At 58.9% G+C, this 14,897-nt stretch carries 15 protein-coding genes; 9 read left to right on the plus strand and 6 right to left on the minus strand.

Going from position 1 to position 14,897, the window contains the following annotated elements; genetic code table 11:
* Positions 1-2 precede the first annotated feature (2 nt).
* Positions 3-1,466, plus strand: a complete 1,464-nt coding sequence (locus J2T60_RS04085; RefSeq protein WP_253445765.1) for a cobyric acid synthase — start codon at positions 3-5, stop codon at positions 1,464-1,466.
* 9 nt (positions 1,467-1,475) lie between these two features.
* Here J2T60_RS04085 and J2T60_RS04090 read toward each other — a convergent pair whose 3' ends face one another.
* Together J2T60_RS04090 and J2T60_RS04095 are read right to left on the minus strand one after the other, a co-directional pair.
* Positions 1,476-1,691 carry a lipopolysaccharide assembly protein LapA domain-containing protein gene (locus J2T60_RS04090; protein ID WP_253445768.1) on the minus strand — a complete coding sequence of 72 codons (216 nt, stop codon included), beginning with the start codon at positions 1,689-1,691 and terminating at the stop codon, positions 1,476-1,478.
* 75 nt (positions 1,692-1,766) lie between these two features.
* The gene (locus tag J2T60_RS04095) at positions 1,767-3,275 is read right to left on the minus strand and encodes a hypothetical protein (protein WP_253445771.1); all 1,509 of its coding nucleotides are present in this window, start codon (positions 3,273-3,275) and stop codon (positions 1,767-1,769) included.
* Between the two features lie 154 nt (positions 3,276-3,429).
* On the opposite strand from J2T60_RS04095, the gene J2T60_RS04100 reads away from it, so the two are divergent.
* A complete protein-coding gene (locus J2T60_RS04100; RefSeq protein ID WP_253445774.1) occupies positions 3,430-3,840 on the plus strand; it encodes an antitoxin Xre/MbcA/ParS toxin-binding domain-containing protein in 411 nt (136 codons plus the stop codon).
* Positions 3,833-4,519 carry an RES family NAD+ phosphorylase gene (locus J2T60_RS04105; RefSeq protein WP_253445777.1) on the plus strand — a complete coding sequence of 229 codons (687 nt, stop codon included), beginning with the start codon at positions 3,833-3,835 and terminating at the stop codon, positions 4,517-4,519. The genes J2T60_RS04100 and J2T60_RS04105 overlap by 8 nt, the downstream gene beginning before the upstream one ends.
* A 190-nt stretch (positions 4,520-4,709) precedes the next feature.
* On the opposite strand, the gene J2T60_RS04110 is transcribed toward J2T60_RS04105, so the two are convergent.
* Positions 4,710-5,834 (minus strand): phospholipase D-like domain-containing protein, encoded by a 1,125-nt coding sequence (locus J2T60_RS04110; RefSeq protein ID WP_253445780.1) that lies wholly within the window; start codon positions 5,832-5,834, stop codon positions 4,710-4,712.
* A gap of 32 nt (positions 5,835-5,866) precedes the next feature.
* On the opposite strand from J2T60_RS04110, the gene J2T60_RS04115 reads away from it, so the two are divergent.
* From J2T60_RS04115 to J2T60_RS04140, 6 genes are all read left to right on the plus strand, one after another.
* Entirely contained in the window at positions 5,867-6,604 is a 738-nt protein-coding gene (locus J2T60_RS04115; protein ID WP_253445784.1) for an endonuclease/exonuclease/phosphatase family protein, read from the plus strand.
* Positions 6,605-6,679: 75 nt separating this feature from the next.
* Positions 6,680-7,390: a hypothetical protein gene (locus tag J2T60_RS04120; RefSeq protein ID WP_253445786.1), complete on the plus strand. Its 711-nt coding sequence runs from the start codon at positions 6,680-6,682 to the stop codon at positions 7,388-7,390.
* Positions 7,391-7,578: 188 nt separating this feature from the next.
* Positions 7,579-8,295, plus strand: a complete 717-nt coding sequence (locus J2T60_RS04125; protein WP_253445788.1) for a TetR/AcrR family transcriptional regulator — start codon at positions 7,579-7,581, stop codon at positions 8,293-8,295.
* The gene (locus J2T60_RS04130; RefSeq protein WP_253445791.1) at positions 8,295-9,203 is read left to right on the plus strand and encodes a YiiX/YebB-like N1pC/P60 family cysteine hydrolase; all 909 of its coding nucleotides are present in this window, start codon (positions 8,295-8,297) and stop codon (positions 9,201-9,203) included. The genes J2T60_RS04125 and J2T60_RS04130 overlap by 1 nt, the downstream gene beginning before the upstream one ends.
* Before the next feature lie 57 nt (positions 9,204-9,260).
* Positions 9,261-11,288, plus strand: a complete 2,028-nt coding sequence (locus J2T60_RS04135) for a 3-hydroxyacyl-CoA dehydrogenase NAD-binding domain-containing protein (protein ID WP_253445794.1) — start codon at positions 9,261-9,263, stop codon at positions 11,286-11,288.
* Between the two features lie 76 nt (positions 11,289-11,364).
* A complete protein-coding gene (locus tag J2T60_RS04140; protein WP_253445797.1) occupies positions 11,365-11,814 on the plus strand; it encodes an acyl-CoA thioesterase in 450 nt (149 codons plus the stop codon).
* A gap of 134 nt (positions 11,815-11,948) precedes the next feature.
* Here the strand turns inward: J2T60_RS04140 and pgsW are convergent, their stop codons facing one another.
* The 3 genes from pgsW to pgsB are packed head-to-tail and all read right to left on the minus strand — an operon-like array spanning position 11,949 to position 14,894.
* Complete coding sequence (gene pgsW, locus J2T60_RS04145) at positions 11,949-13,100, minus strand: poly-gamma-glutamate system protein (RefSeq protein WP_253445799.1); 1,152 nt, start codon at positions 13,098-13,100, stop codon at positions 11,949-11,951.
* 19 nt (positions 13,101-13,119) lie between these two features.
* Positions 13,120-13,695 (minus strand): poly-gamma-glutamate biosynthesis protein PgsC, encoded by a 576-nt coding sequence (gene pgsC, locus J2T60_RS04150; protein WP_253445802.1) that lies wholly within the window; start codon positions 13,693-13,695, stop codon positions 13,120-13,122.
* Positions 13,692-14,894: a poly-gamma-glutamate synthase PgsB gene (gene pgsB / locus J2T60_RS04155; RefSeq protein WP_253445805.1), complete on the minus strand. Its 1,203-nt coding sequence runs from the start codon at positions 14,892-14,894 to the stop codon at positions 13,692-13,694. Before pgsB ends, pgsC begins: the two co-directional genes overlap by 4 nt.
* Positions 14,895-14,897 lie beyond the last annotated feature (3 nt).

Raw genomic sequence — 14,897 nt, forward strand, 5'->3', positions numbered from 1 at the left:
CCATGAGCGCGCTGATGATTCAGGGCACCACCTCGGATGCCGGTAAATCCACGGTGGTGGCCGCCCTGTGCCGCTGGCTGGCACGCCAGGGCGTCTCTGTAGCCCCCTTCAAGCCCCAGAACATGGCCTTAAACAGTGCGGTGACGGTGGAGGGGGGCGAGATCGGGCGTTCCACCGCCCTCCAGGCCCTGGCCTGCGGCCTGGAACCGGAAAACGACATGAACCCGGTCCTGCTCAAGCCCCAGACGGACGTGGGCGCCCAGGTGATCCTGCGGGGACAGGTTCACGGCAATATGCAGGCCCTCGACTATCACCGTTTTAAGGCGGAAGCCCGAGAGACCGTCATGGCCGCCTGGCAGTCTCTAAGACGGCGATATGACGTGATCATCGTCGAGGGGGCGGGCAGTCCGGCCGAGATCAATCTTCGTGAGAACGATATCGCTAATATGGGCTTTGCCGAGGCCGCCGACATTCCGGTGGTGCTGGTGGGCGATATCGACCGGGGTGGGGTTTTCGCTCAACTGGTGGGCACCATGGCCCTGCTGAGCCCCTCGGAACAGGCGCGGGTCAAAGGCTTTGTGATTAACCGTTTTCGGGGGGATCTAGGACTGTTGCAAGACGGGCTGGATTGGCTGGAGGAATATGCCCAGCGCCCGGTGCTCGGGGTCTTGCCCTACCTCCAGGACCTGATGCTGGATGCCGAGGACAGCGTCCAGCAGGCGGGACAGGAGGAGGGTGATGGCCTTTTCCGGGTGGTCATTCCGGCCCTGCCGCGCATGAGCAACCACAATGATTTCGATCCCCTGCGCCTGCACCCCCGGGTGGCCCTGCGCTTTGCTCGTGATCCGGAAAAGGCCGGACCGGCCGATCTCGTTATCCTTCCAGGCAGCAAGCACACCCGCAGCGATCTGACCTGGCTTGAGCAGTCGGGCTGGCCCGAGTATCTGGACCGCCATCTTCGCTACGGCGGGAAGTTGCTGGGGATTTGCGGCGGCTTTCAAATGCTGGGCCGATCGGTGTCGGATCCTGAGGCGGTGGAGGGCGAAGCCGGAGAAACCCGTGCCCTGAGTTATCTGGACTTCGACACCCGTCTGGCCTCCAACAAGACCTTGCTAGAGGTGGAAGGCGGTTTTCTAGATCAGCAGGCCGGTTTTTCCGGCTATGAGATCCACAATGGTCTCAGCCAGGGCCCTGCATTCGACCGGCCCTGGCTCACCCTCGATGGTCATCCCGTGGGGGCGGAAAGCCGGGATGGACAAATCCGGGGCTGTTATATCCACGGCCTGATGGATCGAGCCGAGGCCTGTGATGCTCTGCTGCGATGGGCCGGTCTGCCGCCCAGCGAGGCACCCGCACCCGATTACCGGGCCCATCGTCTCACCCAGCTGGATCGCCTGGCCGATTCGGTGGAGGCCAACCTGGATACCGCCAAGCTGCACCAATGGCTGTTTACACTCAAAGGTTGAGTGCGGGCGCTATTGTTTGCGACGGCGGATGGCCGCGCCGCGGGCCAGCCAGCCGGCCGCCACCCCGGCGAGAAACACCGTGAACAGCACCACCGCCCGCGAGGCAGACCAGGTCCACAGCAGGAATTCCACATTGGCCGGCTCACGATTCTGGAAAACAAAGGCCACAACCAGGGCGACCAAAATGGCAGCGACCACCGCTTTGAGTTTTTGAGGGCCAGTCATAAGTCACCTTTTATCAGTTGCTTATCGAATCTTCCTATAAAACACTTTAATGTGGAACAATTGCAGAAAACTGCCTTAATCCGCCGATTCCAGGCTCTGCTCCAGTATATCGGGGTCGTCAAAATGCCGTCTCCCGGCGAAGGCGATGGCATGCCGTCCTGGTTGACGCATGGCGCCAGGAGACGGCACCCCCATGGTCCAGAGTAGCCAACGTTCTCGTCGTTCGCTGCCCGGAACCAGGCCCCGGTCACCATAAAGTCCCCGGCGCCCCTCAGGATGCGGGAGGCTGCGTAACGTCTCGGCCGGCGCCAGGGCCAGTTCTGTTCTGGAAGGGGCCTCCGACGGTACCGGGTCGATGTGGATCAGATAATGGCTGCGGCTCTCCCGGGTGAGGCGTAACCGCTCCTCTTCACCGATGGCGGGGAGTGGCGGACCGACGAATATGGGCTCTCCGCCGCTGGCTTGCTCGGCCGGCTCCAGGCCTTCACCGGGGAAGACCATGTAGTAACAACCGCAGACATGCAGGCTTTCGCCGGCGATGACCTGATTGTCTTGGTCCAGGGTCACCCGCCAGATGGCCCCGTCCAGGTGACCGCCCAGTAGGTCAAAGAACGTGTCCCGGGGCCGCTCGGGAAGCCAGACCATGTAATTCAGCTGAGCGTGAATCTCCCCGTTGAAACGGGTAAAACTGAGGTAGCGGTATTCCATGGGCGCGTCGGTGTCCACCTGGACTTCCCCATCCGGGCCCCAGAAAGGACGACCCAATTGGTCGAAATCACCGGACTGGTCGATACGCCAGACAGGCGTGTGGCGTTGAAAAAGATCAGCCCATTCCGACTTGTCTTTATGAGGTATCCCAAGCCCGTCCGAAACCCGTTTGGAGTAGGGCGGCTTCAGCCAGCCCTTCTCTTGTCGACCACTGGTGGCCTGATAGCTTCCCCACTCGCCAAGCTCGGCTTCCGGGGCACTCGCCAGGGCATTCGCTTGCTCTTCGTGCAGATTGTTGACGCCAGAGAGCACAAATAATCGGGTTATCGGGTAGAGCCCCATCCAGCGCCGCCCGATTCGATAGTCGTCGGGGACCCGGGCCGAGTTCTGGGCCATGGTCCTCAGTTCCGTTTTCCCGAGAACGCGCTCATTAAGGGCCGCCTGGCATTCCCTCAGGTCCCGGATTTCCCGTGACACAACGGTTGAATGCGGTTCTTCTCCGAGGAGGTTGGCCAATTCCAGGCGTCTGGCCTGAATGTCCAGTTCGGCCATGGCGTCCAGCCAGGCGTTCCAGGTCTCCTGCTCGGAAGCCGGGTCCAGCTCCTGGCCCAGTGCCGCCAAAAGGCGGTTGCTTCGTAGCCACGGTAGCCCCGGTAATCGTCGTTCCCCATGGTCACGCACCTCGGCTTGCCGGATCGCGGTATCCAGCTCCTCAAAGGTCTCAAGGCATTCCCGGGGTTCCGGCGCCAGCTCAGTCCGGTCGAGTCTCGGGCCGCTACAGGCGGTGGTCAGGGTCATCAGCAAGCAGACAAGGCCGACAAGCCAAAGCCCCTTGCACTCGCTAAGCCGGGGCAGGGCAAGATGGCTGCGGTTCAAAACGATGTCGTCCTCCCTAAGCAATTTGCTTTCCCCTAATCTAAGCACAGCCACCGTTCCGGGCCATGGCCTCTTCCGTTTCGCGCCAAATGGCGAACTTTATGGGCGCCAAATGGCCTGATATACTAAGTAATATGGAAAAGGAGGGACGATCATGCGCGAATCCACGCTTACCCAGCATAGCCGTTCCATTGGGCGAGCCATGCCCAATGCTTTTCAGGTTGCCGTGCGGGCCCTGAAAAGCTGGGGGTTCAGCAACGCTGAAATCGCCCGGGTACTGGGGTTGGCACCCCGCTCCCTGTCCCGCTACCTCTCGGACGGCCTCAGCGCCCGCGCTATCAGCCCCGATCTCATTGAGCGCGTCTCTTATGTGCTGGGCGTCGAGAAGGCCCTGGAGATCCTGCTGGGCAATGAGGCGGCCATTCGCCGCTGGATGAACAGCCCGTCCTATGGCCCGCCTTTCGGCGGGGATACGCCAAAAGCCCGTCTCCTGGGCGGCCTGGTGGCTGATCTGTACGTGACCCGGCGTTACCTGGACGGCTTGCGCGGGGGCGATTTTGCCTGAGATTCCGGCGATTTCCACCTGGCCTCAAGCCCGTCCCGAGCGTCAGAACTGGTACCGGGCCGTGCCTTCACGGCATCCGCCGGTTCAGCTCTGGGATCACTGCGCCAATCCGGAAGAGCTGCACGATGCGGCCATGGTGGAGAGTGTCACCAATGATCGCCTGCGCCAGGAGCTGGGCGAGATTCGGGCCGTCCCGGAAGCCGACTGGGTCTTCGGCGAAGGCGCTTCCCCGGTTATGGCGGCGTTCTGTCATGTGAACGAGCAGGGCAGTCGTTTCTCTCCGGGCGACTACGGCGTCTACTACGCCGGCAGCTCACCCCGGGTCGCGGCCCGGGAAGTGGCCTATCATCGCCGCCAATGGTATCGACAAAATCCCGCCGCCGAACCTCGTCAGACCATGCGGCTGTACCAGGGCAGCGTCACCCGGCCTCTGATCGATATCCGGGGAGAAACCAGGCCAGGCCTACTGCACGACCCGGACAGCTGGCACCATGCCCAACGATTCGGCCAGGCCGCCAAACAGGATCAGTCCTGGGGCATTCACTACCGCAGCGTCCGCCATCCCGGCGGGGAATGCGTGGCCTTGCTACGCCCGCCGGCCATCACGCCTGTCATCCAGACTCGCCATTTCCAGCTCCACTGGGACGGCGAGGATGTCCAGATCCTCGGCCTCGGCTAGCATTGGCGTGGTTCTTGGCCGGAAAGCGCCAATTTCACCATTTCTCCCCAGCAGACAGACCTTAAAAGGCTCGATTCAAAACCGCCATACACAATAACTTGTCATAATATATATTATGCGCATATTTGGGAGGGTCGAGGATAAGTGGTTTGGGTGAAATGGGTTTGCTGGGATACCCCCTCTTCGGGCATTAGAGCCATCGTCTCAGCCCCCAGGCGATGCGGCCCAGGACGCGCCAGAGCAAGCTGGGTTGGCTCAGGTTGCCGCTCTGAATCTTGTCGGATTGCGCCAGGTCGCGCTGGAACTGCGCGTCCAGTGTCTGGTTGATGGTGTTTCGGGTAGATACCAGGTTGAGTTCCAGGTTGTGGAAGAAGCTGCGGTAATCCAGGTTGGCGGTCCCTACGGTGCCCCAGCGGCCATCCACGGTGAGTGTTTTGGCGTGCAATACCCGGTTCCGGTATTCAAAAATATGAATGCCTGCGTCCAGCAGCTCGCGATACATGCTTCGGGCCAGGACTTGCAGGAGGCGTTGATCGCTCACCGCGGGTAATAGCAATTCGACACGGACACCCCGCCGGGCTGCTTTGATCATGTGTCGGCGCGTGAGCGGGTCCGGCGCGAAATACGGCGTGGTAATGCGGATATGCTGCTGTGCCTGCGCCATGGCCTCCCGGAAGACGCTCCTGAAGCGACTGCGCTCATGTTGACTTCGATTACTGACGAGCATGAGTCCGTCATGCACCGGGTGTTTTCGTGGGAGTCGCCGTTTGCGGTGTTCCCACAGTGCCTGGAAGATGGCCACCGCTTCCCGGGTGATTGCCGGGTTGGTCAGGCGTACATGGGTATCGCGCCAACGACGGGCGCCGCTTTGGCGGGCGGACGATGCATTGTGGATATTGAAGCCCCCAATGTAGGTAACTTTATCGTCTATAATCAATAGCTTACAGTGGTTTCTTGAGTTGTAACGCCAAGGGTCGCGCCAGGACCAGCGATGAAAATGCCGAACTTCGACGCCCTGCTGGCTTAACTGCCGAAAAAACCGGCTACTGGCCTCGAAAAGGCAGCCTACAGCGTCGACGTGGAGCCGAACGTGCACGCCACGGGCGACTGCGGTGGTCAGGGCCCGGGCAAAGCGATGTCCGAGGACATCTTCTGCAAAGATGTAGCTCTCCAGCAGTACCTGTTTCCGGGCATCCAGGATGTCCCCGATCATGGCGTCATAAAGCGGGTCACCCTCAAAAAAGAGCCGCGCGTCGGGGTCCGCCTGGTGGTGGCTTTCGCCTTCCGGATCAACTGCGTATGATGAATTGTTCACATTAATCATCCACGCTGGGAACCAAGCATTCGATGCGGGTATTGAATTACAACATACGCTACGCCACGGGGATTGGCCCAGGATTTCATTTCCCTCTGCCACTGGCGGGCTATCTGCGGTCCACAGCGAAGAATCTCGATCGAATTACCCGCTTCATTGAAACGGTGAAACCGGATTTGGTAGGCCTCACCGAGGTGGACATGGGGTCCTTTCGCACCAGCGCGGTGAATCAGGCGGAGTACGTTGCCAATGCCCTGGGGCATTTTCATTCCTTTGAATCCAAATATGCTGACCGTTCCCTGAATACCCGCCTGCCGGTGGTTAAAAAACAGGGTAACGCCATTCTCACCTCCCAGCCCATCGTCCAGGAACACTTCCATTATTTTGATGCAGGTATCAAGCGGCTGATTCTAGAGATAGAGCTTGATGACGTGGTGATGTTCCTGGTCCATCTGTCGGTTAAATATCGTCATCGTCATTATCAACTGCGGCATTTGCATAGCCTGGTAGGTCGCAGCCGAAAGCCGGTGATTGTGGCAGGGGATTTCAATACCTTCTGGGGGGATTATGAAATGCATCTATTCATGGAAGCCGCGGGCCTGAAAAACGTCAATGTTACCGGTGAACCAACCTATCCCAGCTGGGCCCCGAGCCGACAGCTGGATTTCATTCTTTATGGCCAGGGGCTGGAAGTCAGCCACTTTGAAATCCCGGATATTCGACTCTCCGATCACTTGCCGCTGGTATGTGATTTCCGGGTAATCGGCTGACGGCTACGCCAGTCCACGAGTACAGTAATCGGGTGTCAGTGCCCTTTTTTGCAGCAAGAGGATGACAGCTTCCGCATGGACTCCATTCCCTTTATGATTCTCACCGCCCTCCTCCTCACCGTGTTCGTGCTGGGCGGCGTAGTGCTGGTTCTGCGTCGTCAGCGGGACCAGCGGCCCTACACCACGGTCAAGGACCCGGATGTCACCATGGCACGGGTGTGGGCGGAATGGATGGAGGCCGATCTGGCGTCCTCCCACCACAAATTGCGGGCCGAAGCCCGGCGAATCCTGGCGTCCCACCAGCGACAAGCGATTTACGATGATCTTTTGACGTTTGAGGAAAAGATCCTCGGTGGCCAGTACCCTTTGACCAAGCTTCGCCAGGAGATGATGGCCAGTGTGGATAGGCGCATGATCAATGTGGAGATTCTGCGCTTGCCGGAAGACGACAAGAGTCGTCTCAGGCGGGAGCAGCCCGAGGTGATTCAAACGGATAACCATGCCCGGGAATACATTCTGGCCAATGAACTTCGGCTTGCCCTGTTGCGGGAATATGCGGCCAGACGCTATGGGGATCGGGCCGAGAACGACTGGTTGTATGTCTATGAGCGGGCGGCGCAGTACAAGCGCCGGCTCACCAAGGCCCGGATTCTTCAGGGGCTGGCAGCCAGTGAGGAAGGTGATGAGGATTCCCGCCAACAGGCGATTGATGTGGTCGATCGCCAGCTTCAGATTCGTTTGTTGCAGGTACCCCCCGGCACCACCTTCAAACAGGATGACCCATAAGGATCGATTCAGAGCCGGGAGTCGGCACCGCTTGCGTCGCCCCCGGGGGCCACAGTATGATTGAAACAGCTGTTTAAAACCGATCGGAAGGTGCCGCGTTTCGCGGTTTAGTGCGTTTGGCGCCCTACTCCTCCTTGTTTGCCATGTGCCTGGCGCCCTTACCGTAATGAGTGAAGCTGACAATCATCATGACTACTGTCTCCAGCCCGACCAAAGAACGTATCCTTTCCGCTGCGGAACTCCTTTTCGCAGAGACAGGCATCGCCACCACCTCCCTCAGGCAGATTACCAGCCGGGCCCGGGTGAATCTGGCCGCGGTGAACTATCATTTTGGTTCCAAGGATGGCCTCATTGATGCCGTTTATGAACGGCGTCTGGGTCCGGTAACCGATGGTTGGCTGGGCAATATTGAAACGCTGGAAAAGCAGTACGGCGACTCCGCCATTCCGGTAGAGGAAATCGTGGAATCCTTCGTCCTGCCGGTGGCGCGCTTGGCTGCGGATGAAGTCCGTGGTGGCCGGATCTTTATGCGCCTGCTGGCCCAGGGCTACAGTGAAGCCCGTCATTACTTCGAGAAGCTGTTTTCAAGCCAGTACCAGCATGTATTGGATCGCTACCGCCAGGCCCTGCGCCATGCCATACCCGATCTTCCCAGTGAGTCCCTTTGCTGGCGGCTGCAATTCCTGCTCGGTGCCCTGACTCAAGGCCTGTCGGGCGGTGAGCTCTTGCGCCTGATCGAAGGCCAAGCCGATCCGCGGGATACCAAGCGCGCCGTCAAGGAGCTGATTCCCTTTCTGGTGGCCGGCCTCAAGGCACCGCCGCCCCAGCTGGAAATGACGGTTGAGCTGGAAGATGGGGCATCGCCTTCAACCATGGATTCCTCGGTGCGAAAGGCCTCCGCATAATGGGCATCGGCAGCGGACTGTTCAAATTGGGGGTCAACTGGCTACGGGCCGATGTGGTCCCGCCCAGCCATCTGTACAGTAATTTCGCCCGCCTGTGTTTTGAAGTGGAGCCGGGGGATGTGGTTCTGGTGGAGGGCCGAACCCGGGTTTCCCAGGTCATAAAGACCGTAACCCAGACCAACTGGACCCATTCGGCCATCTATATCGGCCGTCTGCTGGACATTGACGATCTGGCCCTCCGGGAAGCCATTCAGGCCCATTATGATGGGGACCCCAGCGAGCAGCTAATAATCGAGAGCCTCCTGGGTGAAGGGACCGTGGTGGCCCCGCTCAGCAAGTACGAGGGGGAGCACTTGCGGATCTGTCGCCCCATGGGGCTGAGCAGTGAAGATCAGCAGCAGGTGATTCAGTATGCAACCCAGCAGCTGGGTGTCGAGTATGATGTCCGACAGCTTCTGGATCTGGCTCGCTTCTTCTTTCCCTATGCCCTGCTCCCCCGCCGCTGGCGTTCAACCCTGTTTGAACAGAAAGTGGGAGAAGCTACCCGGCATGTCTGCTCCTCCATGATGGCGGAGGCCTACAGTGCTGTGAATTTTCCGGTGTTGCCTTTCATCGAGCGCCGCCCGGATGGCAGCATGGTGCTTTATAAGCGGAATCCCCGTCTGTTTACACCCAAGGATTTCGATTACTCCCCCTACTTTGATGTGATCAAGTTCCCCTATCTGGACCGGGGAGATATCGCCGCTTATCGCGCCCTGCCCTGGTCCGACAGCGGCATGGTCTATAACGATGAGGAAGATTTCCGTCAACGTATCGCCGAACTGGCTGAAGCTGATGAATCCGAGACTGAATCAGATGACGGTGCGGAACCTCAGGACGAAGCATCGGAGCAAGAATCCAGTCGGTGAAGATTCAAAACGGCCGATAAACCATTCCAATGCATTCAATCAGAAATGGAGCATCCAATGAGCGAAGAGAGCAACCAGAACTGGCATCTTGAGATTGATGGCAGCCGGATTGGCTGGCTCAAGTTCGACAAGCCCGAAGCCAGCGCCAACACTCTGTCACGAGAGGTGATGGACGAGCTGGACAAGCGCCTGGCTGAGATCGAACAGGAGGAGCTCAAGGGCCTGGTGGTGTATTCCGCCAAGAAAAGCGGTTTTATCGCCGGGGCCGATATCAAGGAATTCACCACTCTGGAAAGTAGCGATCAGGCCTTGGATTTGATCCGGAATGGGCAGAAGGCCCTGGCACGTCTGGAAGCCCTCAAATGCCCCACTGTGGCCGTGATCCATGGTTTTGCATTGGGTGGTGGTCTGGAACTGGCCTTGGCTTGCGACTACCGGGTGGCGGCGGATGATGAACGCACCCAACTGGGCCTGCCGGAAGTGAAGCTGGGCATTCACCCCGGCTTTGGCGGCACGGTTCGCTCCATTCGTCTGGTGGGTGTTTTCAACGCCATGGACATGATGCTCTCCGGCCGCAGCCTCAAGGCAAAGGCCGCCGGAAAGATCGGTCTGGTGGACCGGGTGGTGGAGCCTGACGCATTGCATGAAGCCGCTCGCCAGATTGCCTTGACACCGCCCGGCAAGAACAAGGCACCCTTCGCCGCCCGCCTAGCCAATCTGCCAGGTGTTCGGAGCATCCTGGCTGGGCAAATGGAAAAGCAAGTAGCGCCCAAGGCCCCCAAGCAGCATTATCCGGCCCCCTACGCCATCATTGACCTGTGGCGCCGGCACTGGGGCAATGAAGAGAAGATGTATCTGGAGGAAGCCCAGTCCATTGCGCGTCTGATGATGACCGACACTGCCCGTAATCTGGTGCGTGTTTTCTTGCTGCAGGACACGCTGAAGGGCCAGGGCAACAAGAAGGACCTGGAGCTCAAGCGAGTCCACGTGGTGGGTGCCGGTGTCATGGGCGGGGATATCGCCGCCTGGGCTGCGCTCTCGGGTTTCGACGTCACCCTGCAGGATCGGGAAGAAAAATTCATTCAGCCGGCCCTGGACCGGGCCCGCAAGTTGTTCGAGAAGAAACTCAAAAAGGACGACAAGATCCAGGATGCGGTCAGCCGTCTACGCCCCGATGTCGAGGGGAAAGGGGCTGAAGATGCCGATGTGGTGATCGAGGCCATTTTCGAGAATGTGGAGGCCAAGCAAAAGCTCTACAAGGATCTGGAAGCTCGCATGCCCAAGGAAGCTGTGCTGGCGACCAACACTTCCAGCATTCGACTGGAAACCCTGCGGGAAGTGCTTCAGGACCCCGACCGTCTGGTGGGTCTGCATTTCTTCAACCCGGTGGCCAAGATGCCCCTGGTGGAGGTCATCAAGACCGACAGCACGCCGGATACGGTGCTCAAGAAAGCCCTGGCTTTCACCCGCCACGTGAACCGTCTGCCGGTGCCTTGCAAGAGCGCACCGGGCTTTTTGGTTAACCGAATTCTCATGCCCTACATGATGGAAGCCGTGTTGGCCTATGAGGACGGGGTTCCCCTGGAGGCCATCGATAAGGCCGCCAAGGACTACGGCATGCCCATGGGACCGGCAGAACTGGCCGATACAGTAGGACTGGATGTGGGGCTTTCGGTCGCCAAGATCCTGGGCAAGGAATTCGGCATGCCCGTACCCAAGCGCCTGGAGGAACTGGTTGAAGCGGAAAAACTGGGTCGTAAGAGTGGTGAAGGCTTTTACAAGTATGAAGACGGCAAGCCGGTCAAGGATCGCAGCAAGGCCTCGGAACAGCCTGCCGATCTCACGGATCGTTTGATCCTGCCCATGATCAATACTGCCGTGGCCTGTCTCCGGGAAGGCATAGTGGATAATGAAGAGATCCTGGATGGTGGCGTTATCTTCGGAACCGGTTTTGCACCCTTCCGGGGTGGCCCCATCAACTACGCTCGCAGTGAAGGCATCAAGGAAGTGAAAAGCCGGCTTGAGAAGCTTGAGAAGACCTACGGTGAACGCTTCAAGCCGGATGCCGGCTGGGAGCAACTCTAAGGTTTGATGGCGGGCAGGACTCCCCTGCCCGCTTCGCCCGTTCAAGGAACTATCTAAAAAAAGCAAGGAGTACCCCATGTACTGGGAAGATCCACCAGAGGACCGGGAAGCCGCGGTCCGAACCCTGGCAATGCCCAAGGATACCAACGGCCTGGGCGATATATTCGGCGGCTGGATCATGTCACATGCGGATGTGGCCGGTGCCATTCTGGCCTACCGCCGGGCCGCAGGCCGGGTCGTGACGGTTGCTGTCAATGATGTGAAGTTCCTGCGGCCGGTGTTTGTCGGTGATGTGGTGAGCTTCTATTGTGATGTGAAAAAAGTGGGCAACACCTCCGTCACCGTGGAGATTACGGTTTTCTCCGAACGGAATGACGGCGGTGTGGCCCGGCATGTCCGTGTGGCCACGGCCTCCATTACTTATGTCCATATTGATCTGGACGGTCGTCCCCGCCCTGTTCCCAGCGGCAAGGATCAGAGTCAGGCTGCCCGGGATCCGGATGGGCGTCCCCAGTCTCCAAAGTAAGCTTCCTTTAATGAGTAAATAAAAAGCCTCCAGTGTCACCACACGCTGGAGGCTTTTTATTCTTCGTAGAGTGGACAAACATTATTTGGACGAAGCCGACGGAGAACCTTTTGTCCGGTCGCAATCTGCCCTTGTCAAACCATGGGGCGGGTGGTGCCTTGGCCTTCACCAGAGCGACTCCACAGGGCGGTGATGCCGGCGGAGTGAACCATCAGCCATGTCAGGCCGATAAGAAACAGCCCCAGAACGGCCGCCATCCCCCGTCGATAGGTAGAGGCGCTGTAGATGCCACCGCTGCCCACCGGAACCGGTTCTTCCGAGGCAATGGGCAGGCCATGCCGTTCTGCCATATTGTTAATGCCGATGAAGTGAATGGCCGGTACCCCTTCCCGGAGAAAATACCCCATTACCGTTTCGACGGCGAAGGCCCGGGGCGGTGCGCTTCTTGAGAGGCCGGAAGAGAATTGACTGTCGATGCCCGGCGGGCCCACGATGGTGGCCCCCCCGCCCACGTTGACAAAGGCCTTGATGGGTTCGCCACCCGAATGCTCCCTGAACAGAGCAATTCGATCAGCCACAGCCTCTTGATAACTGCCGGGCTCAAGGAAGGGGATGCCTGCTCTCTGGATGCTGCGGCGAATGATGTTTATACCCTGGTCGGATAGATCGACCCCCCGGTCCTCTACCCCACCGATGGATGCCGCCACCGGTGTCAAGTTCAGGACATCGGCATTCCGAAGTTCTCGTTCCATATCAGTCCAGAGCATACCCGGTACATTGGCACCCCATTGGGAGGAGGACCCCGAGCTAATGATAATGGGTTCCACATCCATGGCCTGCAGCGCGGAATAAACCGCCAGATTCATGCCGGGGAATGACCCCGACACGGTCACGGCAACCTTATCCCCCGACTCAACCCCCGCATCCAGTAACAGTTTCACTGCCACTGCCCCCCAGTTCGGGTTCACTGTGGTTTGCTTGGATTGGAGACCGCCGCGGGTGGTGGTGACTTCACTGGAAGCGACACCGATCAGACCCGAACGCTGGGGATCGAATGTGGGGTTGATTGGCTCCACGCGGCCACGTATGGGGCGGATTACTTCAATGGCATCCCGCATGGTCCGAGAAGCAGCCACCATGGTGGCGTAGTTTTCCTCCACGACAGGGTCGCGTTTGAGGAAACCTTCGGCAATGCCCAGCACCAGCAAGGCGGCCCCGGCCAATAGGATTAAACCCCAGGCCGGTACCTTGGAAGAACGCCAATAAATTTTGGTCATACGGCTCATAGTGATTGACTCCTCACCGTTACCAGCCCGGCATCTGGCTGGCTTGCTGGGCTTCGAAGGCGGCCAGGGTATCGGGCATGATGACGATCAGGGCCAGACGAACCAATACCGCGGTTACCGCCAGACCACACAAGGTCTGTAGAATGCCCTGGCGGTCAAACCAGATGGCGATCAGTCCGGGGATGATGTAACCGATAACACTCATCTCCAGTACCGCCATGGTCAGAATGGAATCCATGGCTGCCACCTGGGCCTCGGCATCCCCGCCTTCTCCAATCATTTCCAGATCTGCCCAGGCGATTAGGCCACCCAAGAGCAAGTCCATGACCCCGGCGATCATATAGCCGGTGAGAATCATTAGGATGGTCTGACGTCGCCCGTAAATCACGGCATAACTGGCCACAAGGCGAACGATAAGAAAGGTCACCAAAGCAGCGGTCAGAGTCACGGCCACGTTCAAGGGATTGGTGAGTTGCAGCGCCATGTAACCTGGCACCACAAGTCCACCGGCCGCTAAACCAAATGCTTGGCTGAGTATCAGCGTAAAGAAAAGACCGATGCCGATTGCAGCGGCCAGAATATTCAGGGCAATCATAGATCTTCTTCCTTCATGGCCCGGTTTTGGAAGAAGCGGGCAACCGCCTCTCCCCCTCCATGGATATTGCAGACACCCACTACCAGGGACTTCTGGTTGCACTGCTCAAGAATGGTTTCGGTGATTTCCACCATGGAGCTCTGCTCCGCTACAATCAGTTTTTCAGGGTCAAGTCCCGCCTTGACCGCCATGCGGGCAAACAAGAGTGTTCCGGACCCCATGAGAATGTAACGGTCAGCAGCAGACCAGCTTGGAACAGCCTGTGCTAGTTGCTGGGATCGGTGCGGGCGATCGGCTCTGCAATTAATGAGCACGAGGCGCCGCCTGTCCTGGCCATGACGAGACACCATTTTTTCCCAGATACGCTCTGTGGATTGCGGGTCATTGGCAGCGAAGGCATTGACGAAAATCATGTCTCGTTCGAAATAGCGGACATGCAGGATTCTCATGGCCCCGGGTTCCGGCTCCAGACCCACCATGCCTTCCAGTGCGGTTTCCCGGTCCACACCCAGGCGTTCGCAAAGCTTGAGGGCAAGGGCGACATTCTCGGCATGCTCGCTATAACGAAAGCGATTGAGTGTGGCCTCGTCAATGGCTTCAACTTCGTCCAGTGTAACCGGATGCAAGTCACTGCCCCGGTCACGGGTGGAATGCTCGAAAACCGGTAGCAAATCTCGTTCAGCGGTGAACAATTCACCCTTGACCGGGGTGCTTCCGGCCAGGGCCAGAGCCACGTCCTCCTCTTCCGGTCCCATCACCTCCAAGTGGTCGGCCCTGGCATTGGTAATCACCCCGATGGTGGAGCGGACCATTTTCAACTCAGTGAGGGACTGATACTGCGGCTGCAGGGCCATGCATTCCATGACCGCGATCTCGGGGCGAAATGTCACCATCCGCCCCATGATGCGCATTTGTTCAATGATATTGGCACCGCTCAGGCGATAGAGGGGAAACTCCCGACCGTCCGGATCGGTAAGGGCGGCCGCGGACCCGGTGGTCTTGGCACATACACGCTTGCCGCCGGCACGCAGGCCTGCAGCAATAAGTCGGGTCACACTGGTCTTGCCGCGGGTTCCGTTCACGTGGATCCGAACGGGAATGCGTTGAAGGATCCAGCGATGGCGCAGCGCTTCCAGGGACAGCAGGAATACCAGGGCCAGCCAGAGACCGGCCACCACCATAAGCATCTGAGGCAACATGGC

Origin of the sequence: Natronospira proteinivora (assembly GCF_024170465.1) — a bacterium.
Lineage (GTDB): Bacteria > Pseudomonadota > Gammaproteobacteria > Natronospirales > Natronospiraceae > Natronospira > Natronospira proteinivora.

What these genes read in the sequence shown, in the direction of transcription:
- J2T60_RS04085 (WP_253445765.1), top strand. Translation starts at nt 3, where the DNA reads ATGAGCGCGCTGATGATTCAGGGCACCACCTCGGATGCCGGTAAATCC.
- J2T60_RS04090 (WP_253445768.1), bottom strand. Translation starts at nt 1,691, where the DNA reads ATGACTGGCCCTCAAAAACTCAAAGCGGTGGTCGCTGCCATTTTGGTC.
- J2T60_RS04100 (WP_253445774.1), top strand. Translation starts at nt 3,430, where the DNA reads ATGCGCGAATCCACGCTTACCCAGCATAGCCGTTCCATTGGGCGAGCC.
- J2T60_RS04115 (WP_253445784.1), top strand. Translation starts at nt 5,867, where the DNA reads ATGCGGGTATTGAATTACAACATACGCTACGCCACGGGGATTGGCCCA.
- J2T60_RS04120 (WP_253445786.1), top strand. Translation starts at nt 6,680, where the DNA reads ATGGACTCCATTCCCTTTATGATTCTCACCGCCCTCCTCCTCACCGTG.
- J2T60_RS04125 (WP_253445788.1), top strand. Translation starts at nt 7,579, where the DNA reads ATGACTACTGTCTCCAGCCCGACCAAAGAACGTATCCTTTCCGCTGCG.
- J2T60_RS04130 (WP_253445791.1), top strand. Translation starts at nt 8,295, where the DNA reads ATGGGCATCGGCAGCGGACTGTTCAAATTGGGGGTCAACTGGCTACGG.
- J2T60_RS04135 (WP_253445794.1), top strand. Translation starts at nt 9,261, where the DNA reads ATGAGCGAAGAGAGCAACCAGAACTGGCATCTTGAGATTGATGGCAGC.
- J2T60_RS04140 (WP_253445797.1), top strand. Translation starts at nt 11,365, where the DNA reads ATGTACTGGGAAGATCCACCAGAGGACCGGGAAGCCGCGGTCCGAACC.
- pgsW (WP_253445799.1), bottom strand. Translation starts at nt 13,100, where the DNA reads ATGAGCCGTATGACCAAAATTTATTGGCGTTCTTCCAAGGTACCGGCC.
- pgsC (WP_253445802.1), bottom strand. Translation starts at nt 13,695, where the DNA reads ATGATTGCCCTGAATATTCTGGCCGCTGCAATCGGCATCGGTCTTTTC.
- pgsB (WP_253445805.1), bottom strand. Translation starts at nt 14,894, where the DNA reads ATGTTGCCTCAGATGCTTATGGTGGTGGCCGGTCTCTGGCTGGCCCTG.